Origin of the sequence: Halopenitus persicus, from assembly GCF_002355635.1 — an archaeon.
Classification (GTDB): domain Archaea; phylum Halobacteriota; class Halobacteria; order Halobacteriales; family Haloferacaceae; genus Halopenitus; species Halopenitus persicus_A.
The window spans coordinates 2300780-2327755 of record NZ_AP017558.1 but is presented as its reverse complement, the minus strand read 5'-3'; the positions used below and the strand labels follow the sequence as shown (position 1 = coordinate 2327755).

The 26976-nt window shown below is 67.9% G+C and carries 25 protein-coding genes; 9 read left to right on the top strand and 16 right to left on the bottom strand.

Features of this window, described 5'->3' with window-relative positions:
• Nucleotides 1-88: 88 nt before the first annotated feature.
• The 5 genes from CPZ00_RS11330 to CPZ00_RS15905 form a co-directional block, all read right to left on the bottom strand.
• Nucleotides 89-895, bottom strand: coding sequence for a QueT transporter family protein (locus CPZ00_RS11330; protein ID WP_199243353.1), 807 nt, complete (start codon nt 893-895; stop codon nt 89-91).
• 117 nt (nt 896-1012) lie between these two features.
• Nucleotides 1013-2050 carry an NAD(P)H-dependent amine dehydrogenase family protein gene (locus CPZ00_RS11325; RefSeq protein WP_269845497.1) on the bottom strand — a complete coding sequence of 346 codons (1038 nt, stop codon included), beginning with the start codon at nt 2048-2050 and terminating at the stop codon, nt 1013-1015.
• A 304-nt stretch (nt 2051-2354) separates the two neighbouring features.
• Nucleotides 2355-3032, bottom strand: a complete 678-nt coding sequence (locus CPZ00_RS11320) for a cyclase family protein (RefSeq protein ID WP_096390973.1) — start codon at nt 3030-3032, stop codon at nt 2355-2357.
• 85 nt (nt 3033-3117) lie between these two features.
• Nucleotides 3118-4551 carry a sodium:solute symporter gene (locus tag CPZ00_RS11315; RefSeq protein WP_096390972.1) on the bottom strand — a complete coding sequence of 478 codons (1434 nt, stop codon included), beginning with the start codon at nt 4549-4551 and terminating at the stop codon, nt 3118-3120.
• 263 nt (nt 4552-4814) lie between these two features.
• The gene (locus CPZ00_RS15905; RefSeq protein ID WP_233255083.1) at nt 4815-5966 is read right to left on the bottom strand and encodes an NrpR regulatory domain-containing protein; all 1152 of its coding nucleotides are present in this window, start codon (nt 5964-5966) and stop codon (nt 4815-4817) included.
• Between the two features lie 227 nt (nt 5967-6193).
• On the opposite strand from CPZ00_RS15905, the gene CPZ00_RS11305 reads away from it, so the two are divergent.
• Nucleotides 6194-7204 (top strand): agmatinase family protein, encoded by a 1011-nt coding sequence (locus CPZ00_RS11305; RefSeq protein ID WP_096390971.1) that lies wholly within the window; start codon nt 6194-6196, stop codon nt 7202-7204.
• A 119-nt stretch (nt 7205-7323) separates the two neighbouring features.
• On the opposite strand, the gene CPZ00_RS11300 is transcribed toward CPZ00_RS11305, so the two are convergent.
• Genes CPZ00_RS11300 through dapA form a run of 6 tightly spaced genes read right to left on the bottom strand, consistent with a single transcriptional unit; the run spans nt 7324 to nt 13944 of the window.
• Nucleotides 7324-8598 (bottom strand): M20/M25/M40 family metallo-hydrolase, encoded by a 1275-nt coding sequence (locus CPZ00_RS11300; RefSeq protein WP_096390970.1) that lies wholly within the window; start codon nt 8596-8598, stop codon nt 7324-7326.
• Complete coding sequence (gene dapF / locus CPZ00_RS11295) at nt 8595-9725, bottom strand: diaminopimelate epimerase (RefSeq protein ID WP_096390969.1); 1131 nt, start codon at nt 9723-9725, stop codon at nt 8595-8597. Before dapF ends, CPZ00_RS11300 begins: the two co-directional genes overlap by 4 nt.
• Nucleotides 9722-11317, bottom strand: coding sequence for a diaminopimelate decarboxylase (gene lysA, locus CPZ00_RS11290; RefSeq protein WP_096390968.1), 1596 nt, complete (start codon nt 11315-11317; stop codon nt 9722-9724). The genes dapF and lysA overlap by 4 nt, the downstream gene beginning before the upstream one ends.
• On the bottom strand, nt 11314-12153 hold the full coding sequence (locus CPZ00_RS11285; RefSeq protein ID WP_096390967.1) for a 2,3,4,5-tetrahydropyridine-2,6-dicarboxylate N-succinyltransferase: 840 nt from the start codon (nt 12151-12153) through the stop codon (nt 11314-11316). Before CPZ00_RS11285 ends, lysA begins: the two co-directional genes overlap by 4 nt.
• A 58-nt stretch (nt 12154-12211) precedes the next feature.
• Nucleotides 12212-13012 (bottom strand): 4-hydroxy-tetrahydrodipicolinate reductase, encoded by an 801-nt coding sequence (dapB, locus tag CPZ00_RS11280; RefSeq protein ID WP_096390966.1) that lies wholly within the window; start codon nt 13010-13012, stop codon nt 12212-12214.
• Nucleotides 13009-13944, bottom strand: a complete 936-nt coding sequence (gene dapA / locus CPZ00_RS11275; protein ID WP_096390965.1) for a 4-hydroxy-tetrahydrodipicolinate synthase — start codon at nt 13942-13944, stop codon at nt 13009-13011. The genes dapB and dapA overlap by 4 nt, the downstream gene beginning before the upstream one ends.
• Before the next feature lie 477 nt (nt 13945-14421).
• Between dapA and CPZ00_RS11265 the strand changes: the two genes are divergently transcribed.
• Complete coding sequence (locus CPZ00_RS11265; RefSeq protein WP_233255082.1) at nt 14422-14946, top strand: DUF7342 family protein; 525 nt, start codon at nt 14422-14424, stop codon at nt 14944-14946.
• Nucleotides 14947-15462: 516 nt separating this feature from the next.
• Here the strand turns inward: CPZ00_RS11265 and CPZ00_RS11255 are convergent.
• On the bottom strand, nt 15463-15858 hold the full coding sequence (locus CPZ00_RS11255) for a hypothetical protein (protein ID WP_096390963.1): 396 nt from the start codon (nt 15856-15858) through the stop codon (nt 15463-15465).
• Between the two features lie 221 nt (nt 15859-16079).
• On the opposite strand from CPZ00_RS11255, the gene nadA reads away from it, so the two are divergent.
• Genes nadA through nadC form a run of 3 tightly spaced genes read left to right on the top strand, consistent with a single transcriptional unit; the run spans nt 16080 to nt 19668 of the window.
• The gene (gene nadA / locus CPZ00_RS11250; protein ID WP_096390962.1) at nt 16080-17213 is read left to right on the top strand and encodes a quinolinate synthase NadA; all 1134 of its coding nucleotides are present in this window, start codon (nt 16080-16082) and stop codon (nt 17211-17213) included.
• Between the two features lie 6 nt (nt 17214-17219).
• A complete protein-coding gene (locus CPZ00_RS11245) occupies nt 17220-18827 on the top strand; it encodes an L-aspartate oxidase (RefSeq protein WP_096390961.1) in 1608 nt (535 codons plus the stop codon).
• Entirely contained in the window at nt 18817-19668 is an 852-nt protein-coding gene (gene nadC, locus CPZ00_RS11240; RefSeq protein ID WP_096390960.1) for a carboxylating nicotinate-nucleotide diphosphorylase, read from the top strand. The genes CPZ00_RS11245 and nadC overlap by 11 nt, the downstream gene beginning before the upstream one ends.
• A gap of 60 nt (nt 19669-19728) precedes the next feature.
• On the opposite strand, the gene CPZ00_RS11235 is transcribed toward nadC, so the two are convergent.
• From CPZ00_RS11235 to CPZ00_RS11225, 3 genes are all read right to left on the bottom strand, one after another.
• Entirely contained in the window at nt 19729-20628 is a 900-nt protein-coding gene (locus CPZ00_RS11235; protein ID WP_096390959.1) for an HFX_2341 family transcriptional regulator, read from the bottom strand.
• A gap of 84 nt (nt 20629-20712) precedes the next feature.
• The gene (locus tag CPZ00_RS11230; protein WP_096390958.1) at nt 20713-21063 is read right to left on the bottom strand and encodes a type II toxin-antitoxin system PemK/MazF family toxin; all 351 of its coding nucleotides are present in this window, start codon (nt 21061-21063) and stop codon (nt 20713-20715) included.
• Nucleotides 21064-21078: 15 nt separating this feature from the next.
• A complete protein-coding gene (locus tag CPZ00_RS11225) occupies nt 21079-21348 on the bottom strand; it encodes an AbrB/MazE/SpoVT family DNA-binding domain-containing protein (protein ID WP_096390957.1) in 270 nt (89 codons plus the stop codon).
• A gap of 210 nt (nt 21349-21558) precedes the next feature.
• Between CPZ00_RS11225 and CPZ00_RS11220 the strand changes: the two genes are divergently transcribed.
• The 3 genes from CPZ00_RS11220 (at nt 21559) to CPZ00_RS11210 (ending at nt 23747) form a co-directional block, all read left to right on the top strand.
• A complete protein-coding gene (locus CPZ00_RS11220) occupies nt 21559-22866 on the top strand; it encodes an acetamidase/formamidase family protein (protein WP_096391698.1) in 1308 nt (435 codons plus the stop codon).
• Nucleotides 22867-23041: 175 nt separating this feature from the next.
• Nucleotides 23042-23539: a LabA-like NYN domain-containing protein gene (locus CPZ00_RS11215; protein WP_096390956.1), complete on the top strand. Its 498-nt coding sequence runs from the start codon at nt 23042-23044 to the stop codon at nt 23537-23539.
• A gap of 22 nt (nt 23540-23561) precedes the next feature.
• Complete coding sequence (locus CPZ00_RS11210; RefSeq protein ID WP_096390955.1) at nt 23562-23747, top strand: hypothetical protein; 186 nt, start codon at nt 23562-23564, stop codon at nt 23745-23747.
• Between the two features lie 134 nt (nt 23748-23881).
• On the opposite strand, the gene CPZ00_RS11205 is transcribed toward CPZ00_RS11210, so the two are convergent.
• Nucleotides 23882-25219 carry an MFS transporter gene (locus CPZ00_RS11205; protein WP_199243352.1) on the bottom strand — a complete coding sequence of 446 codons (1338 nt, stop codon included), beginning with the start codon at nt 25217-25219 and terminating at the stop codon, nt 23882-23884.
• Between the two features lie 264 nt (nt 25220-25483).
• Between CPZ00_RS11205 and CPZ00_RS11200 the strand changes: the two genes are divergently transcribed.
• Nucleotides 25484-26968: an amidase gene (locus CPZ00_RS11200; RefSeq protein ID WP_096390954.1), complete on the top strand. Its 1485-nt coding sequence runs from the start codon at nt 25484-25486 to the stop codon at nt 26966-26968.
• Nucleotides 26969-26976 lie beyond the last annotated feature (8 nt).

The following is a 26976-nucleotide window of genomic DNA, read 5'->3' as shown; positions in this document are numbered from 1 at the left end:
CTGTTTCGACTCGGATCGATCGTCGGGCCGGCGCCGACCACGGTCGGCGGTCAGCGGGGCTCGACGGCAACGTCCGTCAAAGCCCGGATCAGACGCGACCGACGATCGTCGAGAGCCGCTCGCCCACGATGACCGCGCAGGCGGCGAGGACCAGAATGCCGACCGCGCCGAGCGCGGTGACGCTCGTGAGGCCGGCGCCGGCGCCCGTGCTGAGGAGGAACCCGACGCCGAGCCAGACCAGCGGCACGACGACCAGTCCCCACGCCGCGATGGGGTTCAGGTTCGACCCGGCGCTGGAGAGGTCCTCCGAACGGAGCAGGTCGGGATAGAGCAGTCCCATCTCCTTGAGCCGCGGGTACGTCAGGTACAAAAGCGGCGGACCGAGCACGATCGCGGCGATCGAGTTGTTGATCAGGATCGTCGGTCCGAGGACCGCGAAGGGAACGAGCCCCAGAAGGTCGACGACCCACGCGATGATGACCGCACACGCCGCGGAGGCGGCGATCGCGATGACGGCGTACTCGACCAGCTGGACGCCGGCGTTCTCGCGGAAGTCGGGCTCGACCCGCGAGGACAGCGGGGTGAGGTTGCCCCACAGCTTGTAGCCGATCAGGCCGAACGTGAAGTTCCCGACGAACCCGCCGACGCTGCCGGGGCCGAAGGTCCCGCCGAAGATGTCGCCGATCAGGTTCCCGATAGCCGACCCCCACGCCGCCGCGGGACCGAACATGATCCCGAAGATGACGGGGAAGACGTTCGCCGGCCGAATGCTGGTGATGCCGGGAATGATCTGAAAGGTCTGGAACGGGATGAGTACCGCCGCGTACACCGCCGCGACCACGGCGACGAGCATGATCATCCGCGTGTCACGCCACATCGTGAATATTTCGCGCATCGGCCGAGAGGTTACGAGGAAGAACCATAAGCTGATCGGTGGACGGCACGCGTCCCGGATCCTGGACGGCCGGTCTCCGTCGGCGACGGGGATTCCCACACGTGTCGGTCGGATTCGTCAGCGGTCGGAGCTGACGAACTTCCGCACGTCGCCGAGCGATGCCGACGGCACCGGCAGGTCCAGCATCGTTTTGAGGCCCGGATCGGCGTTCAGAACGCTTGGTAGCGCGTTGACGACCGTCGCCCACGTCGTCGGACCCGGCTCGAAGGGCTCCTCGGTCGTGACGGTCGTGTCGGGGACGCCCCGAACGGCGATGCGGTCGCCGCCCTCGAGCTCCGATGCCTCGGGGTCGACGACGGCGGCCAACGAGAGCGTCACGACGTCGTCGCCGTCGACGACGCCCGCATACGTCTGTCGGAACCCGGCCACCGCTCCGGCCTCGACGTCGGGATAGGCGCTCGAGACGGGACGACGCTCGTCGGCGATGAACGGATCGAACTCCCGTTCGACTACCTCGTCGAGTTCGAGACCGACGCCGTCGGCGATCGTCCGAATCTGCGCCGCGAAGGACTCGTGGCCCGCCAACTCGTCGGCGTCGCGCCGGCGCTCCCACTCGTCGGGCTCCAACCCGAATCCCCCCGGCTCGAGCACGCCGGCACCGTACGGCGAGAAGTCGACGGTGCGACTGGCCTCGATACCGTCGATGGACTCCGAGACGGCCGTCAGCGCGACCACCAGGGTATCGAGTGCGAACCCGGGGTTGAGGCCGGTACAGAGTACCGACGCGTCGTTCTTTTTCGCCACGCGGTCGACCTTCCGTGCGAGCACCGGATGGGTGTGATACGGGTAGAAGAATCCGCCGTTCGAGGACACGACGTCCGCCCCGGCGCGCAGGCAGGCCAGGAGATCGTCCAGCATCGCTTCGGCCGCGGCGTCCGCAGTCGCCAAACAAACGGCGTCGGGTTCGGTGGCCGCCAGCGTCGCGGTCAGATCGTCGACCACGTCGACGCCCACGTCGTCGATGCCGGCGACGTCGCCGGCGTCTCGCCCGACCTTTCCGGGGTCGGTGTCGACTGCTCCGACGACGACCACGCCGGGGTCGTCGGCCAGCATCCGGAGCATCTCCTGTCCCATCGCACCGATGCCACATTGCACTACGCGTACCGGTTGTTCGCGTTCGAACACACATGGCCATCGTCGATCCGTCACATATAGCTACCGTTCGTCAGGATGACGTCGCTACGGGAGAGATCCGAGGGTACCGTACGATCCCGTGACGCGGACGTTCGACGATCGGCCTACGGGACGTTCGACGATCGGCCTACGGGACGTTCGACGATCGGCCTACGGGACGTTCGACGATCGGCCTACGGGACGTTCGACGATCGGCCTACGGGACGTTCGACGATCGGCCTACGGGACGTTCGACGATCGGCCTACGGGACGTTCGACGATCAGCCTACGGTGCCCGGTCCACGAACGCGACCGCACGCACGGGTGCGCCGTCGCACTCTCTCAGCGGAAGCGGGAACGCGTACAGGGTGAACCTGTCGGGGAGCCCCGACAGGTTCGTGAGGTTCTCGAGGATCGGGAGATCGGCGCCGAGGAGCGCGTGGTGGACCGGTAGGCCCTCCGGCTCGTCCGCATCGGCGTTCTCGGAGGACGTTGGGTCCGGATTGAGCGCATCGACCGCGACGCCGCACCCGGCCTCCCGGAGCCGCCGCGCTGCCGACGACGACAGGTAGGGATGGTCGCGGTAGCGATCGTCGTTCCAGTGGGCGTCCCAGCCGGTTCGGACCACGAGGATATCGGCGTCGTCGAGGGCGGCGTGACCCGGAAGGGCGTCGACCCCGATTTCGCCGCGATCCGTACAGGGCGTGACGTCGAGGAACCGGGCGTCGAAGACGTACTCGCCGATCGGGCGATCGTCGAGGTCCTGCCCGCCGGGTTCGGTGTGGCTCGGCGCGTCGATGTGGGTGCCGGTGTGGCTGCCACAGTGGAGCTCGTGGACGGCCGCCCCGTCCGCGTCGATCGTCGCGGTCGGCGCGAGTTCGACCGGCGGGTCGCCGGGAAAAGTCGGCATGCCGGCCTCGATGGGCTGTGAGAGGTCGCGATATGCGTCGGATCGGTCGGTCATACGCGCCCCTTTGGAGGGCCCCGTGTGAGAAACGTCCGGATCGTGCGGACGGCCGGTGGATGTTCCCGGCGTTATCGAGACGCGGTTACTCGAGCGACGGTTCGTCGGAGATGCTCTCGAGCCAGGCCTCGAGCTTCTCGCGCGGCGGCGGGCCGGTGACCAGGCTGACGCCCACGAAGAGCACGAGGCTGGCGACGAGCCCGTAGATGATCGGCCGGTTCGAGCCGAAGCCGTAGACGGCCATCGTCGCCACGACGACGACGGAGCTGCCGAGGATGGCCGTGATGGCACCCTGCCAGGTCCCGCCGCGCCAGAAGAACGCCGCCATCAGGGGCACGAAGATCGCGCCCGTCAGCAGGTTGTACGCGAGCGTGAGCGCGTTGACGACGTCACCGATGAGGATCGCCACGCCGATCATCCCGACGCCGAGGACGAGGATCCCGACCCGGGAGACCCACGTGTACCGCTGCTCGCTGGCGTCGGGGTCGATGAACCGCTTGTAGACGTCGTTGGTGAACAGCGTGCTCGAGGCCAGCAGCGCCGAGTCGGCGGTGGACATCATCGCCGAGATGAAACCGGCGAGGATGAGCCCCGAGAGGCCGGTGGGAACCGTCTCGAGGACCAGCTGCGGCAGCGCGAGGTCCGGGTTCTCGAGCGCGGGGAACAGCACCAGCGCGATCATCCCGAGCACCGCGGTCGCGATCCCGTAGACGACCGCGTACGCGCCCGTGGCGATGTTCCCGATCCGGGCCGTCTCGGGGCTGTCGGCGGTGAAGACGCGCTGCCAGATGTCCTGTCCGATCATGATCCCCAGGAAGTAGAGCAGGAAGTAGCTGATCACCGTCTCGATCCCGATGCCGGTCGGGCTGAAGTAGGAGGGGTCGAGCTCGGCGGTCAGCCCCGAGATCCCGCCGACCTCGAGCAGGCCGAGTGGGAGCGCGAACAGGAAGACGCCGACCGTCATGATGATCCACTGGACGAAGTCGGTGATCGTGACCGAGAACATCCCGCCGAGCGCGGTGTATCCGATGACGATGACCCCGGCCACGAGGATCATCGCGTTCAACTCGTAGTCGAGCAGCGCCGTCAGGACCGTGCCGATCGAGATCACCTGCGTGATCGCGATCGTCAGCGCGTAGATGCCGGCGACGACAGCGCCGACGGTCGCCGAGTACGTGTCGAAGCGCCGCTCGAGGATCTCCCCCAGCGTGTACGCCTTGAGGTTCGCGAGCTCGGTCGAGATCAGGAACCCGACCGCCGCGACCCCCAGCCCGAGCCAGACGACGAGCCACGCGCCCGAGACGCCGTGTTGATACCCCAGTCCGCCGCCGCCGATCGTCGACGCGCCGCCGAGGATGACCGCGGACATCACCGGCACGTACATCCAGATCGGGATGTCCCGCCCGGCGACCAGGTAATCGTCGAGGGTGTCCGACCGCCGGTATCCCCAGTAGCCGACGCCCAGCAGGCCGATCATGTAGAGCACGATGATGCCGAAGTCAATGCCGACCAATGACATGGAAAGTCCTTGCCACCATATGCGTTGTAAGCGTTTCGCTCCGTGACGGGTTCGTCACGATACGCTCATCGATGGCAAAACGCGCTCGTCGATGGCACGACGCGCTCGTAGATAGTACGACACGCTCGTTGATGGTACGACGCGCTCGTTGATGGTATACGATACGCTCGTCGGTTCACGCCGGCGACGTCGGTGATACGGCGACGAGAACGGCGACACCGTGAATCGATCGGTGTTCCGGCAGCCTTCGTTCCGGGTCGACGTCACCGCGGTTCGGAACCGCCGACGTCGAGCACCCCGTCGGGACCGAACTGGTCGATCGGGCCGAGCCGCTCCCGGTCGACGGTGCCGTACAAGGTCTCCCAGTCGGTCGAGAGTTCGCGTTCGGACAGCGCCGCGATGGCGAGCTCGCCGGTTCCGCCGTAGGTCGCGGCCGCGAACTCCCAGCCCGGCGGTCCGAGAGGGAAGGGACCGCCTTCGCGGGGACGGCGGACGTCGATCACGCCGCCGAGCGCGTCACGCGTCGCGAGGGCGAGATCGCGGGCCTCCTCGAAGCGCGTGAGCGGGAATTCGCGGTAGTCGACCACGACGACTCCCCGGTCGGCTCCCTCCAGGATCGGCGCCACGTCGCTGCGGTCCGCCTCCACGAACAGCGAGAGGACGTCCACCGAGGCGTCCTCGCCGCTGATCACGTCGACGTATCGGTCGATCGTTCCGCCTCGGCGATCGTCCGCTTCGGCATCGTCCGCGTCATTCTCGGGATCGTCCGCCTCAGCATTGTCCGCCTCGGTTTCGGCATCGTCCGCATCGACGTCGTCGGGTCGGGTCGATGACCGCGTGTAGGCCGCAACCCCAGCGGTTCGCAGGTCGGTTTCGATCCCGTGTGAAACGAGGGTCCCGTCGAGGGTGAGACTCGAGGGGGCAAGGATCCGGTAACGATCGGCGTCGTCATCGTCCGAGCCGTCGGGACCGGCCGGCTCGACCGCCGCGGGAAAGGGACCAAACGGGCTCGCGTGCAACGCTCGAACCGTCTCGAGCGCCGGCTCGAGATCGACCGCATCGACGAGCGCGCTCGAGACGATGAGGGTCCCCGCGTCCTCGAGCGGGTCGTAGGTCACCCGGCTCCGCAGTGTCGCGATGCGCGACCGAACGCGGTCGAGCCGGTTGCTGACGTTCCCACGGTCGAGCTCGGCGTGCCCCGCCGCAGTGAGTCGCCGACCCTTTCCGGGAACCTTCTCGGTGAGCCCCGCCTCGTCGAGGTCGGCGAGCGTGAGCCGGATCGTCCGGCCGGTGATCGAGTAGCCGTGCTGGCGCATCAGTTCGACGAGCCGGATGCTCCCGACCGGCTCGTGGCGATCCACGAGCCAGAGCAGGTCGTAGGTCCGCCTGTCGAGGTCGGGCTCCATCGTCGTCATCCACGGCCACGTCCTACAAGACACCGACGGTCTCGGACGGCCCACCAGGAAGCTTTATGCGCCACCCACACGGATGGTGGCATTGTACTTCCACCAATGCGCGCAAACGCACACGGGACCGCCGATCCCACGGCGGACCGACCCGACGCGAGCGGGATGCAACGCCACCACCGACCGATCCGGCCGGCAGCGCGTGGTCCGACCCGACCCGTTTCGGGGGGATCCGCATGACCGACGGGCCCGGGACCCCTGCAGGCCGCTTCCGCAGCGAGCACCCCGCCTCGTCGATCGAGTTCGCGTATGCGGGCATTCCGACCTTTCTGAAGGCCGACCACCGAAACGTGGAGGACGTCGCGGGCTACGACGCCGGCGTCCTCGGCGTGCCGTACGACTCGGCGGTCAGCAACCGGCCGGGAACGCGGTACGGACCGCGTGCGGTTCGGGAGGCCAGCGGCTGGTGGGACTACCTCTCCGGATACAAGGGCGGCCTGACGAACATGCGGACGGGCGAGGACGTCGACTTCGACGCGCTCTCGGTCGCCGACTGTGGCGACGTGCCGGTGTTTCCGATGGATCAGGAAACGACCGCCGAGAGCATCACGGCCCACGTCGCGACCGTCGCGGAGCGCGCGTTTCCGGTCCTGATCGGCGGGGACCACTACTGCACCTATCCCGCCTTCCGCGGCTTCGCCGAGGGCGCGGGCCACGACAGCGTCGGCCTCGTCCAGATCGACGCCCACACCGACACCGTCTCCGAGAGCCCGATCTTCGGCCGCGAGTTCCACGGCTCGAGCACGAACCTGATGGCGGACTCGCAGTACACGAGCTACGAGAACGTGAGTCAGGTCGCCATTCGCGGCTACGAGTCGCCCGCATTCTTCGAGTTCGCCGAGGAGACCGGGCTCAACCTGTTCGCGATGCCCGAGGTCGAGGAGCGCGGGATGGACGCCGTGATCCGCGACGCGGTCGCGGCCGCCGCCGACGGGACCGACGCGGTCTACGTCACCTTCGACATCGACTCCGTCGACCCGAGCGTGGCGCCCGGAACGGGCACCCCCGAGCCGGCGGGCCTCTCGGCCTCGCAGGCGCTGACCGCGATGGAGGTCCTCGGCGACCACGACGCCGTCGGCGCGGTCGACCTGATGGAGGTCGCTCCGGACTACGACCCGGCCGGGAACACCTCGCGGCTGGCGGCGAACCTGCTCGTCGCGTTCCTCGAGCGGAAGTTCGCGGCGTAAAGATATTTAAACCCGAGTCGGAGCGATCGCCGCACTCGGCGGCCTCATTCGTTCGGCCCGACTCGATGGCATCGGTCGACGCCGACCTCGGCAGCATCGTTCGATCGACCTGTCCGCTTTTATACTGGCACGGACGACCCCCCCTCGAGCAGTCCCGACAACGTTCGCTTGACCGCATCGCCCGCCCACTCGACCTCACGCACGCGGACGTACTCGCGGTCGGCGTGGGCCACCGCGCCGTCGGCGTCCGCCAGGTCGCCCGGCCCGAAGACCACGGTTGGGGCTGGCGCGAAGTAGGAGGCCTCGGTCGCGGCCGAGAAGGGGCGGACGGCGCCGCCGCGGTGGGCCTCGTGGCCGGAGCGACCTTCACGGTCGCGGTCGGCCACGGCCTCCGGACGCGTCGCCGCGACCGAGTCGGCGAGCAGGCGGACGAGCTCGTGGTCGGGATCGGTCGCGAAGGCCTCGAGGAACGGCGACTCGCGGTCGGTGAGATCGAACGCCACGCCGACGTCCTCGGAGACGGTCGTCCGGACGTCGCGCTCGAGGGACTCGCGGAATCCCGCGGCCGTTTCGGGGGGGATCGACCGCCGGTCGACGACGATCGCACACCGGTCGGGGACCTGGTTGGTCGCGCCGCCGCCCTCGATCACGGTCGGCGTGAGCCGCGCCGGGCCGAGCTGCGCGTGCGGGGCGCGGTCCGCGTCGAACCCGCGGACGGCGGCCAACGCTTGCTCCGCCGCCGCCACCGCGTTGGCGCCCGCGTCCTCGGCGGCGTGAGCCGTCTCGCCGGACAGCTCGATCGTTCCCTCGAACCGGCCCTTTGCCGCCGTACAGACGTCGAGGCCGGTCGGCTCGCCGACGAGATACAGGTCGCCGTCGAGTTCGTTCACGGAGCCCCGGGAGTCGTCCGCGGCCCTCTCGAGCCCGCCGGTGAGCGCGGCGGCCCCGAGGGAGTGAACCTCCTCGTCGGGCGTGATCGCGAGGGTGAGCCGCCCGCGGTCGGGGTCGGTCGCGAGAAAGCCGACGAGCAGCGCCGCGAGCGGCCCCTTGGCGTCACAGGATCCGCGACCACGAATCACGTCGACGCCGGATTCGCCCTCGACCGTTGCATCCCGATCGCGCTCGAACGGGACGTGCGGCGTCACCGTGTCGATGTGGGTGTTACAGACCACGTGTGGGCCGGCGTCGGGAGCGGCTCCGTGTTTGCTCGCGAGGACGTTGCCGGCGTCGTCGACGGTCGCCTCGACGCCGTAGTCGGCCAGCGTCTCGACGAGGAACGCGCGCATATCGTCGACGTCTTCGTGGGAGGGATGACGGACCGCCGCCTCGAGGAACGCGACCGGGTCGAACCGGTCGGCGGCGGTACCGGGGGCTGGCGTGGTTGGTTCGGTCATCGTGAGTTGGGTTCGGAATCAGGGTCGCTGGCCGAGTCGATGCCCGACTCGCCGCCCGGATCGACCGCGGGCATGGCGCTGGCGGCCCGGTCCGGATCGACGTCGGGGTCCGACCGGAGTTCGCCGGCGCCCTCCTCGGCGACCGGCCCGGAGAGGGTCGCGGGGCCCTCCTCGGGAACCGTGATCTCGAGTTCCCCACCCGGCGGACGTGAGCGAACGGTCTCGGCGTCGACGCGCCCGGTCCGACGCGCGACCGCCGCGATCGCGACTGCGCCGGTGCCACAGGAGCGAGTCTCGCCCTCCACGCCCCGTTCGAAGGTGCGCTGGCGGTACGTGGGGACGAGCCCGTCGAACTCGCGGTCGTCAGCCGACCCGTCGTCGGGGACGTACTCGACGCGCTGGGCGAGGTTCACGTTCGCGCCCTCGGGGAAGACGTCGGCGTGGCGTACGGGCTCGGCGACCGCCTCGAGGTCGACGTCGTCGATGTCCACGTCATCGAGGTTCACGTCGTCGGTGGTGCCGGCATCGTCGCCGTTGCGGTCGCCCTCAAGGAACGCCACCGCGTGCGGGACGCCGGTGTTCACCGCCGAGACGGTCAGCCCCTCGATCTCGGTCTCGAGCAGGGGTGCGTCGGCGTCGCCGTTCCGGACCGCGGGATCGGCCGCGAGCGAGCGATCGACGGGGACGCCGTCGGGGTCGAACCGCGGAATTCCCATCTCGATCGTGACGTCCCGACCGTTCGCGTCGATCGTCGCGCGCCGGTCGCCGGCGGGCGTCTCGATCACGAACTCGGTCTCGCCGGTGCGGTCGCGTGCCCAGGCGGCGACGACGCGCGCCCCGTTACCACACATCGCGGCCGTCGAGCCGTCCGGCTGGACGAGCGACATCGTGACGCGGGTCGGATCGACCGCGTCCTCGATCCCGAGGAACAGCACGCCGTCGGCTCCGCGACGGCCCTTCCCCGGCGAGGTGGCGCCGGTCTCGCGGTCGCAATGAGCGATCGCGAACGTGCGGCGGTCCGCGAGTTCGGTGAGTTCGGCCCGCTCGGCGTCGGCCTCGTCGACGACGATGAAGTCGTTTCCGGTGCCGTGGTACTTCCGGAACGGGACCGTTCCCGCGTCGGTCATCGGTCGTCCTCCGTGGCGCTCGCGCCGTGAGCAGGGCCCGCCGGGTCCGCGAGCGCTGCGAGTCCCTCGTAGCCCGCCCGGCGTTCGACGGCGGTCACGTCCGCGATCGTCTCGCGGTCGCGAACGAGGATCGGTTCGGAGCCCGCCGTGTTCGAGTCTGCACCGGTGCCGGCGGTTTCGGCCGCCTCGGCGCCGATCGCGACTTCGGCCGGTCGCGGCCGGGAGTTGTACTGGCTGGCCATCTCGTAGCCGTACGCGCCCGCGATCCCGACCGCGAGGAGGTCGCCGCGCTCCGGGGCCGGCAGCGGCCGGTTTTCACAGAACACGTCCGCGCTCTCACAAATGGGGCCGGCGACCGTGACCGGAACGGTCTCGCGGTCGTCGCGTCCGTCGTCGTCGGTCTCGGTTGCAGTGCCGGTTTCCGTCGCGGAGCCGGTCTCGACCGAGCAGTTTCGGATCGGGTGGAACGCGTCGTACATCGCGGGGCGGAGCAGGTCGGTCATCCCGGCGTCGACGCCGGCGACCGTGGTCTCCGGGGTCGGCTTGACGGTGTTGACCCGCGTCAGGAGGACGCCGGCGTCGGCGACCACGTAGCGACCGGGTTCGACCGCGAGGTCGATCTCGGCCGCCGCCTCGTGATCCGTTCGAACGTCGTCGATCGCCGTCTCGAACGCCTTCCGCGTCGCGTCGGCGACGGCTGGGAGATCGAGCGGGGGTTCCTCGTCGCGGTAGGGGACGCCGAAGCCGCCGCCGACGTCGACGTATTCGAGGGCGACCGGGTCCGCATCGCCGTCCTCCTCGCCTCCCGATTCGGGGGCGACGAGCCGGCGCGCCAACGCGCCCATCCGCGAAACGAGCTCGCGGTGGCGGTCGAGTCCCTCGGCGTCGATTCCGGAGCCGGCGTGGGCGTGGATCCCGACGACGTCGAAACGATCGGCCGTCTCACGGACGACGCTCGCGGCGCGGTCGTACGGGACGCCGAACTTGGCGTGCGCGCCGGTGCGGACCTTCTCGTGGTGACCCGCGTCGACGCCGGGGGTCACCCGGATGCAGACCCGGCCGTCGAAGCCGCGCTCGGCCAGCCGGTCGAGGGTGTCGACCGCGCCGGCGGTGATCGTGATCCCGGGGTGCTCGCGCCAGCGGTCGACGACGCGGTCGAGGTCACGTGCCGGCGGGTTGACGGCAGTGTAGTGGATCCGGTCGCCGGGGAAGCCGGCCGCGAGCGCGCGCTCGAGTTCGCCCGCGGAGGCGCACTCGGCCGCGAGACCGGCGCGCTCGACGGTTCGGAGGACCGCCTGGCCGGTGTGGGCCTTCACGGCGTACCTGACGTCGGCGTCGGGGAAGGCGTCCCGGAGCCGGGCGCAGTTCTCCCGGACGCGGTCCCGGTCGATCACGTACAGGGGCGTTCCGTACCGGTCGGCGAGGGCTTCGAGACGATCCGGGTCCCAGTCCGCGAGTCGGCGTATCGCGGGGTTTCGCGGCTCGGCGGGCTCGGTCGCGCTCGACTCGCCCGTGTCGCCGGCGTCGGTCGTGCCGTCGGCCTCGCCCGCCCCCGCGGCCGGCGGTGCGTCCCCGGAAACGGGGTCGCTCATTCCCGGAGTGCCTCCTCCCGCTGGGTGGCCTCGAGGGTCTCGTCCTCGACGTCGGTCGCGACGACGGCGGGCTTGTAGGCGCCGCCCTCGAAGAGGTCGTGGTCGCTCACGGAGGACTCGACCATCCGGGTGAACGCGCGGCGGTTCGCGGGGAGGTGGCCGAAGATGACCTCCTCCTCGACGAGGTCGTAGACGGGGATCCGCGGGGTAAGCAGCGTGTTCTCGCCGACGATCGAGTGCTCGCCGACGCGGAACCCGGAGGTGACCCGGCAGCCCGCGCCCAGGGAGACGTCATCCTCGATGACCACGGGTGCGTCCTCGACCGGCTCGAGCACGCCGCCGATCAGCGTGTTCGCGCCGAGCTTGACGTTTTCGCCGATCTGCGCGCAGGAGCCGACCGTGTCACAGGAGTCGACGAGCGTCCCGTCGCCGACGTGGGCGCCGACGTTGACGAACGAGGGGCTCATCATGATGCAGTCGCTCCCGAGATGCGCACCCCGCCGGATCGCGGTGCCGTCCGGCGTGTTTCGGGTCCCGCGCTCGCCCAGATCCGCGGTCTCCCGCAGCGGGAGGACGTCGTGGTAGGTGACGTCGCCGTAGCTTCGCCCCTCGGTCTCGCGGAGCCCGAAGTTGAGGAGGATCCCCCGCTTCACCCAGGCGTTCGCCTCCCAGGAGGTTACCTCGGTGCCGGTCTTCTCGGCCGCGCGAACGTCCCCGGCCTCGAGGGCATCGAGGAAGTCGTCGAGGACCGCCTCGTCGTCCGCGGTCGTCTGATCTGCCGAGAGTCCCTGTTCGGAGCGTCGCCACAGGTCGTTGACGTCTGCTTTGAGTGTCATTGTCGATGAATGGTGGAGTGGGGGTTTTTACCCGTCGGTTCCGGGAGCGGTCGCGAACTCACGCGTCGTCGATGACGTCGCCGAAGTCGTACCAGCCGGCCGGCCGGTCGGCCAGCCAGACCGCAGCGTCGAGCGCGCCGGCGGCGAACACGCCGCGGTCGCCGGCCCGGTGGGTGAGCTCGAGGACCTCGTGATTGCCCGCGAGAAGCACCTCGTGCTCGCCGGTGACGTCGCCCGCCCGCCGGGCGTGCACGCCGATCTCGCCCGGCTGGCGGGGCGCGTCGCCCTCGCGTCCGTGGACTCGGCCGTCCGGGGAGAGGTCCGCGCGGACGTCCTCGACGTCCTCGAGGAGCGTGTTCGCGGTGCCCGAGGGCGCGTCGCGTTTCCCGTTGTGGTGGGTCTCGGTCACCTCGACGTCGGCGGCGGGCAGGGCCGCGGCCGCCTCACGGACCGCGCGGCGCAGCGCGGCGATGCCCCGCGAGAAGTTGGCCGCCTTCAACACGGGGATCGCGTCGGCCGCGTCGCGGAGTGTCCCCAGCTGGGCGTCGTCGAAGCCGGTGGTCCCGGTGACCAGCGGGACGCCGGCGGCGGCGCAGGCCTCGGCGTATGCGACCGCCGAGTCGGGACCGGTGAAGTCGACGACGACGTCCGGCTCGACAGCCGGGAGTCGGTCGGCAAACTCGTCCGCGGGGTCGACGGCGACGCCGGCCACGGGCTCGGTTTCGGTGCGATTGACCGCCAGCGCGACCGCCAGCCCCTCGCGGTCGACGGCCGCCTCGATCACCTCGCGGCCCATCCGGCCGCCGGCGCCGGTGACGGCGACGCGAAGGGGAGCATCGTTCGCGGTGCCCTCGGTCATCGCGACGCCTCCTCGGTCGGCAGGGACCCGCTCTCGCCGGGGACGGCCGTCTCGTACTCCGCGAGCAGATCGGCGAGCGAGTCGCGATGCTCCGCGGAGAGACGGGTGAGCGGCGACCGGACGTCCGGCCGGCCGCGGTCGCGGATGGACATCGCCTCCTTGACCGGGATGGGGTTCGTCTCGACGAAGAGCTCACGACACAGCGGCGAGAGCTCGTGGTGGATCGCGCGGGCGCGCTCGTAATCCCCCGCGAGCGCCGCGCCGACCATCGCGCAGGTGCGCTCGGGCTCGACGTTCGCGACGACGCTTATCGTGCCGGTTCCGCCGATCGAGAGGATCGGCAGGGTGATCCCGTCATCGCCCGAGAGGACCGCGAACTCCTCGTCGGCGGTCCGCTCGATGACCTCGCTTATCAGCCCGAGGTCGCCCGAGGCCGCCTTGTAGCCGACGATGTTCTCGTGTTCGGCGAGGCGGGCGGTGACGTCGACCGGGATCGACCGGCCGGTTCGGGAGGGAACGTTGTAGACGATCTGCGGCAGGTCGACCGCGTCGGCGATCGCGGTGTAGTGTTCGTAGAATCCCTCGGGCTCGGGCATGTTGTAGTACGGCGAGATGAGCAGGAGGCCGTCCGCGTCGGCGTCGGCCGCACGCCGGGACAGGGAAAGCGCCTCCGCAGTGTTGTTCGAGCCGGTCCCCGCGATCACGGGGACGTCGTCGACGGCCTCCGAAACCGTCTCGATCACGTCGACGTGCTCGTCGTGGGTGAGCGTGGCCGACTCGCCGGTCGAGCCGACGGGCACCAGCCCGTCGACGCCGGCGGCCTCCAGGTACTGCGCGTTGGCGGCCAGCTGGTCGTGGTCGATCTCGTTCGATTCGTCGAAGGGGGTCGTCATCGCGGGCATCACGCCCTCGAAGGGTGTCGTGGTGGTCATCGTGGGATCGGGTGGTAGGTCGTGTTATGGTCGTGGTTCGGGTCGTCTGTCGTGTTCGGGTCGTCTGTCGTGTTCGGGTCGTCTTTCGTGTTCGGGTCGTGTTCGGGCCGGTCGTGTTCGAGTCGGTTGGACGGAATCGGTCGGATGGTATCGGTCGGCGATCGTCGATCCGACGATCGCCGACGCGACCGCAAACGCGTCGCTGTGTGGAGTGGTCGGAGGCCGCCCGGGACGGGGTCGCCACTCCCGCCGGTGGGCGTTTCACGCGCGTTTTTTCGAGAAAAGCCGCGTCGCTGGCGGCGAGGTCGTGCTCCGGATGGACGCGGCGGTCGGCACGGGTGTGAGTGTGGGCTTCTGTTTCTTATACGTTCCGGCTTCGAGGGAGGCAGTATGCGTTTGGAGATCCCGAGTCCTCGATCGTCGGTTACTAATATTCAGTACAATAGATATATATTCAATAACAGTCTATTCGATCGTATGTCCGATAACACCGAACCGAGCGACGATCACGCTCGCGACGCGATGACCCGGGGTGACCGGGTACGAGCCGCCGCACGGACGCTTCGAACACCACGGAGCCCAGCGTGGGTCGCCGAGGAGACCGGCGTCTCCGTGAAAACCGCTCAAAAATACCTCGACCAGCTCGTCGAGGACGACGTTCTTCGTCGGATCGAACGGGCGGATCGTTCGCTATACTGCGTCGATCGGTTGATGGCGACCTACCGCGAGGTCGCGGCGCTACAGCGTGAACACGACCGTGAAGAGCTGACCGACGTCCTCGAGTCGATGCAGTCCGAGATCGCGGCGTGGAAAACGACCTACGACGTGGAGACGCCGGGCGAGCTTCGGGCAAGCATCGCGGACGTGGACGACCCCGACGAGGTCGAGGAGCGGCGTGAGGTCGCCGCCGATTGGGAGCATCTCGACGACCGGATCCCCATCGTTCGTGCTGCCCTCAACGAGTACGACTGGGCGAGCGATCGGGACGTCGTGCCGGTGTGACGACGATGGGCTTGCCAGGAACGATCGACAGCTCGACCTATCGGGGGTTAAAGGACGTCCTGCAACGATATCCGGTGGTCACTACCGTCACGTACGAACCGGACAGCATTCGCAAACGATCGATTCGAGCGCGGATCGATCCCGATAGAATCTCACCACCGACGGGACCGGCTACTCCCACCCTTGACGTCGAATGGCGGTTCAAATCCGAGACGCCGTACTATCGCATCCACTATGCGGACCCGAACACGGGATTCAATTGTGGCTGGCATCGTGACCGGGATCATCCGGATCTCGGCAGCGTCCACTTTCAATACCGAACCGAGGGAATGAACCGGCCGGCTCGTGAGGCCGCCGCGTTCGAGCAGATCATCCCGACGGAGATACTCTGGACGGCTCTTGACCGTCTGTTCGAGACACGCCTTCCGTCACTGGTTGGTGAGGAGTGACGGCGAACGGATAAAAGGCCTGAGTAGGGGTAGGAACGGACACCCTCAATCCCGACGGCAAGACAGCTCATGTGTCCCCGTCTCGCCGCCGCCGAACGCCGATCGCGAACAGCACGCAGCCCGCTCCGATCGCGCGAACCACGGAGACGAACCGATCTGACCACTCGAGGTCCCCGGGTCGGTCGTAGGCGACCGACGCGCCGGCACCGAGGTAGCGTCGCGGGACGGCGATGACGACGGCACCGATCACGCCGACGAGCGTCGCCAACCATCGGTAGGGCCGGCCGCCGATGAGGGCGATCGCGAGGTATGCGATCCCCTCGACCCGGATCGCCGATTCGAGCCAGGGCTTCGGGGTCGCCTCGCCGGCCGACTCGAGGGCGACGGACTCGTAGACGGTGAGCGTTCGGTCCGGCAGGACCGCGAGGAGGGCGCCAAGCAACCCCAGAAGTAATCGCGTCATATGGTATCTATGAACGTGATAGTATATAAGTGGTGCGTGGAGACACGATCGGTTCACGGCCGCGGATATCGAACCTTTAAAGACATTATTAACCCACGATCGTGGATTAGATATCTTCCATAGCCATATCGAATCAAAATGCGAGTTCGAATTCAAGATTGAAGATAAAATTTTATCAATAGTCGTTGTCGACGGTTGAGACACTACACGAACCACAACCCATGCCAGAACTCAAATCGACATCCCTCGAAACGGATCTCAGTCTCTTCAAATACGACGATCTCGAGCGGTTGCCGCCGCGATATCGGGATCTGACCGAGGCCGAGCGAACGGAGCGGATCGACGCGGCGCGCGAGGCGCTGGGCGATGACGTGGTGATCCTCGGCCACAACTACCAGCGCCGCGAGATCGTGGAGCACGCCGACTTCGTCGGCGACTCCTACGGGTTGAGCGAGCGCGCCGCCGCGGCCGACGCCGAGTACGTCGTCTTCTGTGGCGTCACGTTCATGGCCGAGTCGGCCGACGTCATCACCGACGACGACCAGACGGTGATCCTCCCCAGTATGGAGGCGTCGTGTCCGATGGCCGGGATGGCCGAGGCGCTGCAGGTGGACGACGCCTGGGCGGAGCTGACCGCGGCCGCGCCGGACGCGGAGATCGTCCCGGTCACGTACATGAACAGCTACGCGGACCTGAAGGCGTTCTGCGCCGAGCAGGGCGGGCTCGTCTGCACCTCCTCGAACGCACACGAGGCCTTCGAGTACGCCCTCGATCGCGGCGACACGGTCCTGTTCCTCCCGGATAAGCACCTCGGGGAGAACACGGCCCACCGGCTCGGGATGGCCGACGAGATCGTCGAGTGGGACCCCTGGGACCCGGCGGGCGCGGACGCCGAGGCGGTGGCCGACGCGTCGATCGTCCTGTGGGACGGCTACTGCCAGGTTCACGAGCGGTTCACGGCCGACCACGTCGCGGCCGTCCGCGACCGCCACCCGGAGGCGAACGTCATCGTCCACCCCGAGTGCCGCCGAGAGGTCGTCGAGGCGGCCGACGTCGTGGGGTCGACGGCGACGATCCGCGAGGCGGTCGCCGCGGCCGACCCCGGCGAGACGTGGGCGATCGGCACGGAGATCCACCTCGCGAACCACCTCGACCGGTGGCACCCGGACGTGAACGTGGTGCCGCTGTGCGGGGACGCCTGCATGGACTGTAACGCGATGCGTCAGGTCGACCCGAACTACCTGACCTGGGTGCTCGAGGGGCTCCTCGAGGACGAGCCGCGGAACGTGATCGAGGTCGCCGACCGCGAGGCCGAGCTCGCGTCGCTGGCGATCGACCGGATGCTGGAGCTCTGATCGACGATGGACGAGACCACCGACCTGCTCGTCGTCGGAAGCGGGATCGCGGGCTGTGCTGCCGCGCTCGCCGGCGCGCGGGCGGGGGCGAACGTGACCGTCGCCACGAAGGCGAGCCGGCCCGAGGAGTCCACGAGCTACTGGGCACAGGGGGGCATCGCAGTCACCCGTGACGATCCCGCGGCGTTGAAACGCGACGTGCTGGCGGCCGGCGACGGCGCGTCCGACCCGGAGGCGGTCGACGTACTCGTCTCGGAGGCGGACGCCGCGGTGCAGGACGTCCTGGTCGAGACGCTCGGCGTCGCGTTCGACGCGGACTACGGGCGCGAGGCCGCCCATAGCGAGGCGCGGATCCGCCACGTCGACGCCGCGACCGGGAAGCACCTGCTCGTCCCGTTTCTCGAGCACCTGCGGGGCCACGAGGCGATCACGATCCTCGAGGACACCGCGGCCCTCGGGCTGTGTACCCACGAGGGGCGGGTCCACGGCGCGCTCCTCGAACGGGACGGAACGGTGACCCCGTGGTTCGCGGGCGCCACGGTCCTCGCGACCGGCGGGATCGGCGCCTGCTACCGCCGGTCGACGAACCCACGGACCGCGACGGGCGACGGGATCGCGATGGCCGCGCTCGCCGGCGCCGACGTCGCCGACATGGAGTACGTCCAGTTCCACCCGACCGCGTTCGCGGGGGGCGGGCGGGACGGGCAGGACAGGCGAGGCGGGCAGGACAGGCGAGGCGGGCAGGACGGGCAGGACAGGCGAGGCGGGCAGGACGGCCGGAACGAACGAGACGAACCAGGCGGGCAGGACGAGAGCCGGGGGACGTTCCTCCTCAGCGAGGCGGTTCGTGGGGCGGGCGCGGTGTTGCGTGACGCGACCGGCGAGCGGTTCATGGTCGACCGTCATCCGGACGCCGAGCTCGCGCCGCGGGACGTGGTCGCCCGGGCGGTCGCCGACGCGCGCGAGCGAACCGGCGAGGTGGTCCTCGACGTCACGCCGATCGACTTCGCCGACGAGTTTCCCGGGCTCGCGAGCGCCTGTGCGGACCGTGGGGTCGATCCCGAGTCGGGGATCCCGGTCGCACCGGCGGAGCACTTCCTCTGCGGCGGGATCGACGTCGACGTCACGGGCCGGACGTCGCTCGACCGCCTCTACGCGGTCGGCGAGTGCGCCCGGACCGGGGTCCACGGGGCCAACCGGCTCGCGTCAACGAGCCTCCTCGAGGGGTTGGTGTGGGGACGACGCGCCGGCGCGGCCGCGGGACGGGCGGGCGCCGAGAACGGTCCCGAGCCGATCGCTGCGCCCGACCTCTCCGACCGTGACCCCGACCTGCCCGACCGCTTCGCCGACGAGAAGGCCGTCCGGCTCCGCCGCGTGATGGAGTCGGAGCTCGGGATCGTCCGCGATCCCGAGGGGATCGAGCGGGCCCGGGCCGCCCTCCGGCGGCTGAAGGGGGAGGTCGACGCATACACCCGAACCCGGACGAGCCGGTCGCTCTACGAGCTGCGCGGCGCCTGCGTGTCCGCGCTGTTGGTCGCGCGGGCCGCGGCGGCGAACGACCGGTCCCGTGGCTGTCACCGCCTGCAGGGGGGAACGCCCGCCGATGCCGATTGAGCGGTCCACGGTCGAGGCCTGGCTGCGGGAGGACCTCGGCCATCACGACGTGACGAACCACGTGCCCGGCGAGACGACGGGCCGGCTCGTGGCCCGGGAGGCTGGCGTCGTCGCGGGGCTCGAGGCGGCCGCAGCCGTCTTCGAGTACCTGGGCGTCGCCGTGACCGACCGGCTCGCGGACGGGGACGCCGTCGAGCCGGGCGCGGTGGTCCTGTCCGTGTCGGGGTCCGCCCGGGACGTCCTGCGCGGCGAGCGCGCCGCGACAAACGTCGTCGCGCACGCGTCGGGAGTGGCGACGCGAACCCGCAGGGCGGTCACGGCCGCCCGGGAGGTCTCGGAGTCGGTCCGGATCGCCGGGACCCGGAAGACGACGCCGGGACTCCGCGGCGTCGAGAAACGGGCGATCGCGGCCGGGGGCGGGGACACCCATCGGCTCGACCTCTCGCACATGGTGATGGTGAAGGACAACCACATCGCCGAGCTGGGTCTCGAGGGAGCGATCGAGCGCGTCCGCGAGCGGGCCTCCTTCGCGACGCTGATCGAGGTCGAGGCCGAGGACGTCGCGACCGCGCGCGAGGCAGCTCTCACGGGCGCGGACGTCGTCCTTCTCGACAACATGGCGCCCGAGGCCGTCGAGCGCGCGGTCACGGCGCTCGCCGATCTCGAGGACACGGCGGACACAGGGAGCAGGGAAAACTTCGGGGACGTGATCACGGAGGCTAGCGGCGGGATCACCCTCGAGACCGTGCGCGAGTACGCCGCGACCGGCGTCGACGTCGTCTCGATGGGGTCGCTGACCCACAGCGCGCCGTCGCTGGACCACTCGTTTCGAACCGGGTGAAATGGCGTCGGCGTATCGGTCCCCGGCCGCCGAACGAGCGGCGGCGCAGGAGACGATCGGTCACTCCGACTCGTCGGCGTGCGACCGGACCCACAGCTCGCCGATCCGCGACAGGCGGGTCCGGTAGGACTTGCCGTGCTCCTCGCGTTCGATGTAGCCCTTGCCACCGGGGCCGAGCTGGTCGACGTTGTAGATGACCTTCGAGCGGAAGGAGTCGGTGTACTCCTCGCCCAGCTCGCGGGCGAGCGTCTCCGCGAGCTCGGAGACGGACTCGAAGACGCCGTGTTCCCCGAGGGTGAAGAGGATCAGCTCCTCGAAGGGTTTGACGTTCGAGAAGGAGGCGACCGGCAGCTCGATAATGTGGTCCTCGCCGAACTGCTTGGCGCCGATCGTCGTCCCCCGCTCGTCGAACTCCGCGAGGAGGTCCCGGGCCGCCGCAAGGTGGTCGGCGAGGCGCTCGTCGTCGGCGTCGATCGCGCCCGTTTGCAGGTCCTCCAGGAGGTCACACTGGGTTCGGAGCGTCTCGGCCAGCTCGGTCTCGAGGTACTTCTCGGGGACGGTGTAGTAGGTGTGGATGCGGTCGCGGTCGCCCTCGCGTTCGACCATGATCGAGTGGGCAGCGGTCGCGAAGGCGAACGAGACCGTCCGGGGCATCGCGGAGACGTTGACCCACACCTCGCTGCCGGCGTCGAGCTCGTCGTTGATGAGCGCGTAGGCCTGTTCGAAGGCGGCGTCGTAGTCGTAGACGTCCGCGACGACGAACCGCTCGGTCTCGGCGCCCAGCAGGTTCCGGAAGTCCTTCTCGAGCTTCTCGGCCAGCCGGCGGGAGTACTCGACGTTGGCCTCGCTGCCGACGGCGCCCTCGAGCAACACCACGTGGTCGACGTCGAGCTGGTCCCGCACGAGCGGGGCGATCAGCCGGTCGTAGTCGAACCCGACCGGGACGATGTGGGTCTGCATACGCTATCCTACGGCGGAGCGTTTATATATCCCCTCAAGTGGCATATCGTTCAATGCAGACTATCCACAGACGGAACTTTTTGCTCAAATATCGAGGCTATCTTTGATTGCCGAGTTGATTTTCACCATAGCTGATGACGGGACAGATCCAACGTTCTTTTTGACACGTTTGTCGATGTCGACAACCCGGATTTGGCTTAGATCAGCCACTGAATCGTGATCGAGGGCAGTATCCGAAGCCAGCACTTCCACCTCGAACGGGTACGTGTCTCCAGACGTGTACTGCGTGGTGAATGGAGCGATAATGGTTGTCGGTGAGTACTGATTCCCAACATCGTTCTGGATGACAACACAGGGCCGACTCTTTCCTTGCTGCTCACTCCCTTTCGTGGGATTCAGTTCAACGATGACAATGTCGCCGCGGCGTACCTGCACACGTGACTCCAGAATTCACTTGCTCCAGCCGGGTGCGTCACCGAGATGCCCGGTTGCTTCTGCGGATGCGTCTTCCATCTCTGCAGCCAACTCACGAGACCGCTCGGCTCTCTTTCGGTATCCTTCAGCAAGCCGTTCCTCATCTGTCGGCGGTTTGATCACAATCTCGTCATTCACTTCAACGAATTCAACTTCGTCACCGCCTTCGATGCCACGACGATCCCGCAGTTCCTTCGGAATCGTCACCTGCCCCCGATCTCCGACTTTCCGTTTGTGTTCGGGCATATCTATTCATACTTTTTTCATACTCATATAGATGCCGGTGGCATACTCCTTCAATTTGCACGCACGTTCTCACGGGTGATTCGGGTATGAGGATGTGAAATAAACGCCGTGGGAAGAGCACTCTACCACCCGATTCACGTGTCGTCTCCGGAAGCGTCGAGGAGCGACCGACGGCGGGTTTATGGTGATAGATCACCAACTATGTACGATATGTCTCAGCAAGAAGTACGAGAAGAGCTGTACGTCGACCAGTACACGCTCGGACTCGTCGGACCCGACCAGGAGTGGGCCGGCACCGTCGCCGACGGCGGGACGATCGAGACGTACACACCGCCGGGGTGCTGGGGTCCGATGATCACGCCGTCGTTTCGTGGCGGCCACGAGGTGACGCGACCGATCCGCGTCGAGGGCGCCGAAGTCGGCGACGCCGTCGCGATCCACATTCGCGATGTCCAGGTGACGAGTCTGGCGACGAGTACCGGATCGATGGCCGAACGCGAGGGAGCGTTCACGGACGACCCGTTCGTCGACCACCGCTGTCCGGAGTGCGGGACGACGTGGCCGGACTCGGTCGTCGAGGGCACCGGTGAGGACGCCATCCGGTGTGCGGAGTGCGGAGCCAACGCCTCGTCGTTCGGTTTCGAGTACGGCTACACCGTCGCGTTCGACCACGAGAACGCCGTCGGGGTCACGTTGGACGAGGAGGGTGCCCACGAGCTCGCACTGAACGCCGAGGAGGTAATGGATATCCCCCAGAACTCCCGTCAACACCCCATCCTGCTCTACGAGCCCGACGGGATGCCCGGGACGCTCGGTCGACTGCGACCGTTCATCGGGAACATCGGCACGACGCCGTCGGTCACCCTTCCCGACTCCCACAACGCCGGGGACTTCGGACAGAGTCTCATCGGGGCGGACCACGACTACGGGGTCACTACCGAGAAGGACTTGGAGAAACGCACGGATGGCCATATGGACATCCCGGAGGTCCGGGCGGGCGCAACGCTGATCTGCCCCGTCGTGATCGACGGTGCCGGAATCTACGTTGGCGACCTCCACGCCAACCAGGGTGACGGCGAACTCTCGCTGCACACGACCGACGTCAGCGGCACCGTCACGATGGACGTCGAGGTGATCACGGGCCTCGAGATCGACGGGCCGATCCTCCTCCCGAACGAGGCGGACCTTCCGTTCATCAGCCAGCCCTACAGCGACGACGAGCGCAATGCGGGACTGGAGCTCGGCATCGAACACGACGTCGACGTCGAGACCGAGATGGCGCCGATACAGGTGGTCGGCTCGGGTGCGACGGTCAACGACGCCACCCAGAACGCGTTCGATCGCACATCGAAGCTACTGGGGATGAGCGAGGGCGAGGTCCGCGCCCGGTGTACGTTCACCGGCGGGGTACAGATCGGCCGATTGCCGGGAGTCGTTCAGCTCGATATGCTGGCGCCGATGGACCTGCTCGAGGATCGCGGCCTCGACGGAGTGGTTCGGAAGCAGTACGGACTGTGAAGACGACCGGCTGACGACCCGGACGCGAATGTCGTCTCACCGTGGGTTTGCTGCGCCATTCAGCTGGGCGACGTCGTCGTCATCGTCCGCTGTGGCGCACCATCGGACCGCGACGATCGACACGCGACCCGGACGAGTGGGAACCACCTTAAACGAGGGGGCTGAACCGGCGGGTATGACCGAGATCCATCCGAGCCAGCGCGTGGCCGTGTTGACCGACTCACAGAACCTGTACCACACGGCCCAGAGCGTTTACTCCCGGAAGATCGACTACTCCGCGCTGCTGGAGAAGGCGGTCCAGGACCGCCAGCTCGTGCGGGCGATCGCCTACGTGATCCGCGCGGAGTCGCCCGAGGAGGAGCGCTTCTTCGAGGCGCTGCGCGACATCGGCTTCGAGACGAAGATCAAGGACATCAAGACGTTCCCGGACGGGAGCAAGAAGGCCGACTGGGACGTCGGAATGAGCCTGGATGCGGTGACGCTGGCGAGCCACGTCGACGTGGTGGTGCTGTGCACCGGCGACGGTGACTTCTCGCGGCTCTGTTCACACCTCCGGCACGAGGGCGTGCGCGTGGAGGCGATGAGCTTCAAATCCTCGACGGCCGACGAGTTGGTCGACGCCGTCGATACGTTCATCGACCTGGGCGCGCGCGAGGACACGTTCCTTCTTTAGCTCGGGGACGTGAAGGGCGCGTATGAACACGGACCGACCGCCGGCGGAGATCGCCGAGGCGCTCGCGATGCCGTTCATTCTGGGGATGGCGCTCGGGCTCGCGATCGGCCGGTTCCTCGGCGGGTTCGTCGTGGGGGTGCCGCTGGGGCTGGTGCTGTTCGCGGCGTTCGCCTGGATCCGGAGTCGGCTCGCGAGGCTGCCGCAGTGAGCGGTCGCGGTCGGCGGGGCCGTCACAGGAGGTGCCCGCGGCGAGCGGCGCTCCCGTCACAGGAGGTGCCCGCGGCGAGCGGCGCTCCCGTCACAGGAGGTGCCCGCGGCGAGCGGCGCTCCCGCGACGAACGGTCAGGGCCGGAGATCGCGACGACGGAGCACGGTCGCCAGCGTGCAGCCGGTGAGCGCAACCGCCGCGAGCACGAGGAAGACGGCCGCATCGGCGGCCGCGTAGGTGAGGACGACGCCGACGATCGTCGCGCCCAGCGCGCCGATGCCGAAGATCCCGAGGTAGGTGAACCCGAACGAGAGCCCGCGCGATTCGGGCGGGGAGTAGGCCGCAACGGTCGCCTGGCTGAACGGCTGGATGCCGAACAGCGCGAACCCGAGCGCGGCGCTGACCGCCAACAGGGGGAGAACCCCCGCCGCGGCCAGCGGGACGAACGCACCCGCGATGATCGCCAGGAGGAACAGCACGGTCGCGAGCCCGCGCTCGGGCTCGATCCGGTCGAGGAGCCGGCCGCTGGTGTACTGGCCGGCGATCCCGGCCGTCAACAGCCCCACGTAGACGTACCGCGAGACGTCGAACTCCTCGGCGAGGGGGCTGTCGGGAGCGAAGAGTCCGAGCCGAACGTCGCCCATCGCGGCGAGGAGGAACTCCCGGAGCAGCTCCGGGAGGAAGGTCAACATCCCGCGATAGAAGAGCCCGTTACACAGCACCACGAGGAAGACGAGCGTGAATCCGGCGGTGAACACCCGCCGACTCCCTTGGAGGAAATCGCCCAGCGATCGGATGGTCGTGGTGTTGTCCGGTTCGGCCTCGTCCCGGCTTGCGTCCCGGGTGTCGTCCTGGCTCGCGTCGTCCCTATCCGCTCCGTTTCCGGTCGCTTCGTTCACCACCTCGACGCCGGCGGTTTCATCGAAGTCGGCGGACAGCCCCACGACGCCGGCGGCGATCGAGAGCACTCCGAGGGCAGCCGCGACGACCCGCCAATCTGCGACGAGCAGCAGCACCGCCGCGGCCAGCGGGCCGAAGGCGATCCCGGCGTTGCCGGCCATCCCGTGGTAGCCGAAGGCCACGCCGCGGCGGTCAGGGTCGACGCCGTTGCTAATGAGCGCGAGCCCGGCCGGGTGATAGACGCTGGCGGCAATCCCCCAGAGCGCGAGCGTGACCGCGATTCCGGCCAGCGAGGGGGCCAGGGCGAGCCCGAAGAAGGAGAGTCCCATCCCGAACAGGCAGCCGACTATCAGCCGCCTGGATCCCAGCCGGTCGACCAGGAGTCCACCGGGAAGCGCGCCCACGCCGAAGAGGCCGTAGCCGACCGTGACGACCGCGCCCAGGACGGCGGCGGTGACCGAGAACTCGGTCAGCCAGACCGTCATCAGGATCGGGATCGACAGCTCGTAGGTGTGGACGAGCCCGTGGGCGGCCATCGTGAACGCCGTGATCGACCGGTCGTTCGCGTTCACTGTCCGGAGCCCGCGAGGTGATGGGTTCGGGCACGTCGATCGCGTGTTGAGTATGAGCAGGCAACCATCGGCGACGATCGATACGAAGAGGGACCGGTACACCAAAGAACCCACGGGATCCGGATGCGTTGGATGGAAGATCGCGCTCGCGAGACCGGTTTCCGATCGAGGTACGGTAAGAAGACTCACGGTCAGAGGTGCCGTGTCAACGGTACGTATTTCTGTATCACATACGCTTATACGCCGCTGTGATGATGTTTCAGTATGGCATATTCAGTGGAGGAAGTCACGCTCACGGAGATCCACAGAGCGTTCGAATCCGGCGAGTTAACCAGCGAGGAGCTCGTCGATCGGTATCTCGACCGGATCGAGCGGTTCGATCGCGACGGACCGGAATTGAACGCGATTCGAACGGTCAACGAGACGGCCCGCCAGCGGGCCGAAGAACTCGATGCAGAATTCGCCTCCACGGGTGAATTCGTCGGCCCCCTTCATGGGATTCCCGTCGTCGTCAAGGATCACGTCGAAACCACGGATATGCCGACGACATACGGATCCGAAGCATTCGACGGATACTATCCCGACTCGGAATCGACAGTCACACAGCGGTTGCGTGATGCAGGTGCAGTGATTTTGGCGAAGACCAATATGCCCGATTGGGCGACGTCGTGGTTCGGGTTTTCGTCGATCGCGGGACGAACGAAAAACCCCTATGACCTCGATCACGATCCGGGTGGGTCAAGCAGTGGAACCGGTGCCGCCGTCGCCGCGAATCTTGGTGCGGTCGGGATCGGAACCGACTGTGGTGGATCCATTCGTGTCCCCGCTTCGTTCGATAATCTCGTCGGGGTGCGGGTGACGCCGGGACTGATCAGCCGATCCGGAGTGAGTCCGCTGGTCTCACAACAGGATACGGCAGGGCCGATGACCCGAACCGTTCGGGATTCCGCAAAGATGTTGGACGTGCTCGTGGGGTATGACGGCAAGGATGGCCTCTCCGGAAAATCGGCATTGAGCGACCACGGTGGGTCATACACGAACGCATTGAACGAGGACGGACTACGGGGTGCACGGATCGGGGTTCTTCGGGACGGCTTCGGGGACAACGAGACCGCAACACGGGTGAATGACGTGATCGAAGGAGCGCTGACGACGATCTCGAACCTTGGTGCGACGCTCGTCGATCCGATCGAAATACCGAACCTCGATGAGTATCTTAACGAGACGATGCTGTACGTGTTGCAGTCGAAACACGATCTCAACGAGTTCCTCTCGGAACGTGAGACGCCCGTTTCATCCGTCGATGAGATGTACGAAAACGGCCAGTATCACGCGTTGCTTGACCTTTTCATCGCGTTCGCGGAGGAGGGTCCGGACACCCTGGATGATAGCATCGAGTATTGGAAGTCCCGCAATGCACAACACGAGTTTCAACAGCAGATCCTGAACGTCTTCGCGGAAAACGATCTGGATGCGATCGTCTACCCGGATGTACAAGTCCCGCCGCCGTCCGAATCGGAGATCAGGGACGGGAAATACGAAACGATGACGTTCGCCACGAACACGATCATCGCCTCACAATCGCTTTGTTCGGCGATATCAGTCCCTGCGGGGTTCACCGATGACGACCTTCCGGTCGGCATCGAACTCCTCGGAAAGCCCTACGATGAAGCATCGCTGATACAATACGGATACGCGCTCGAACAGGCCACCGACCACCGACGACCGCCGGAAACGACGACGACGTAGCTCCCGAC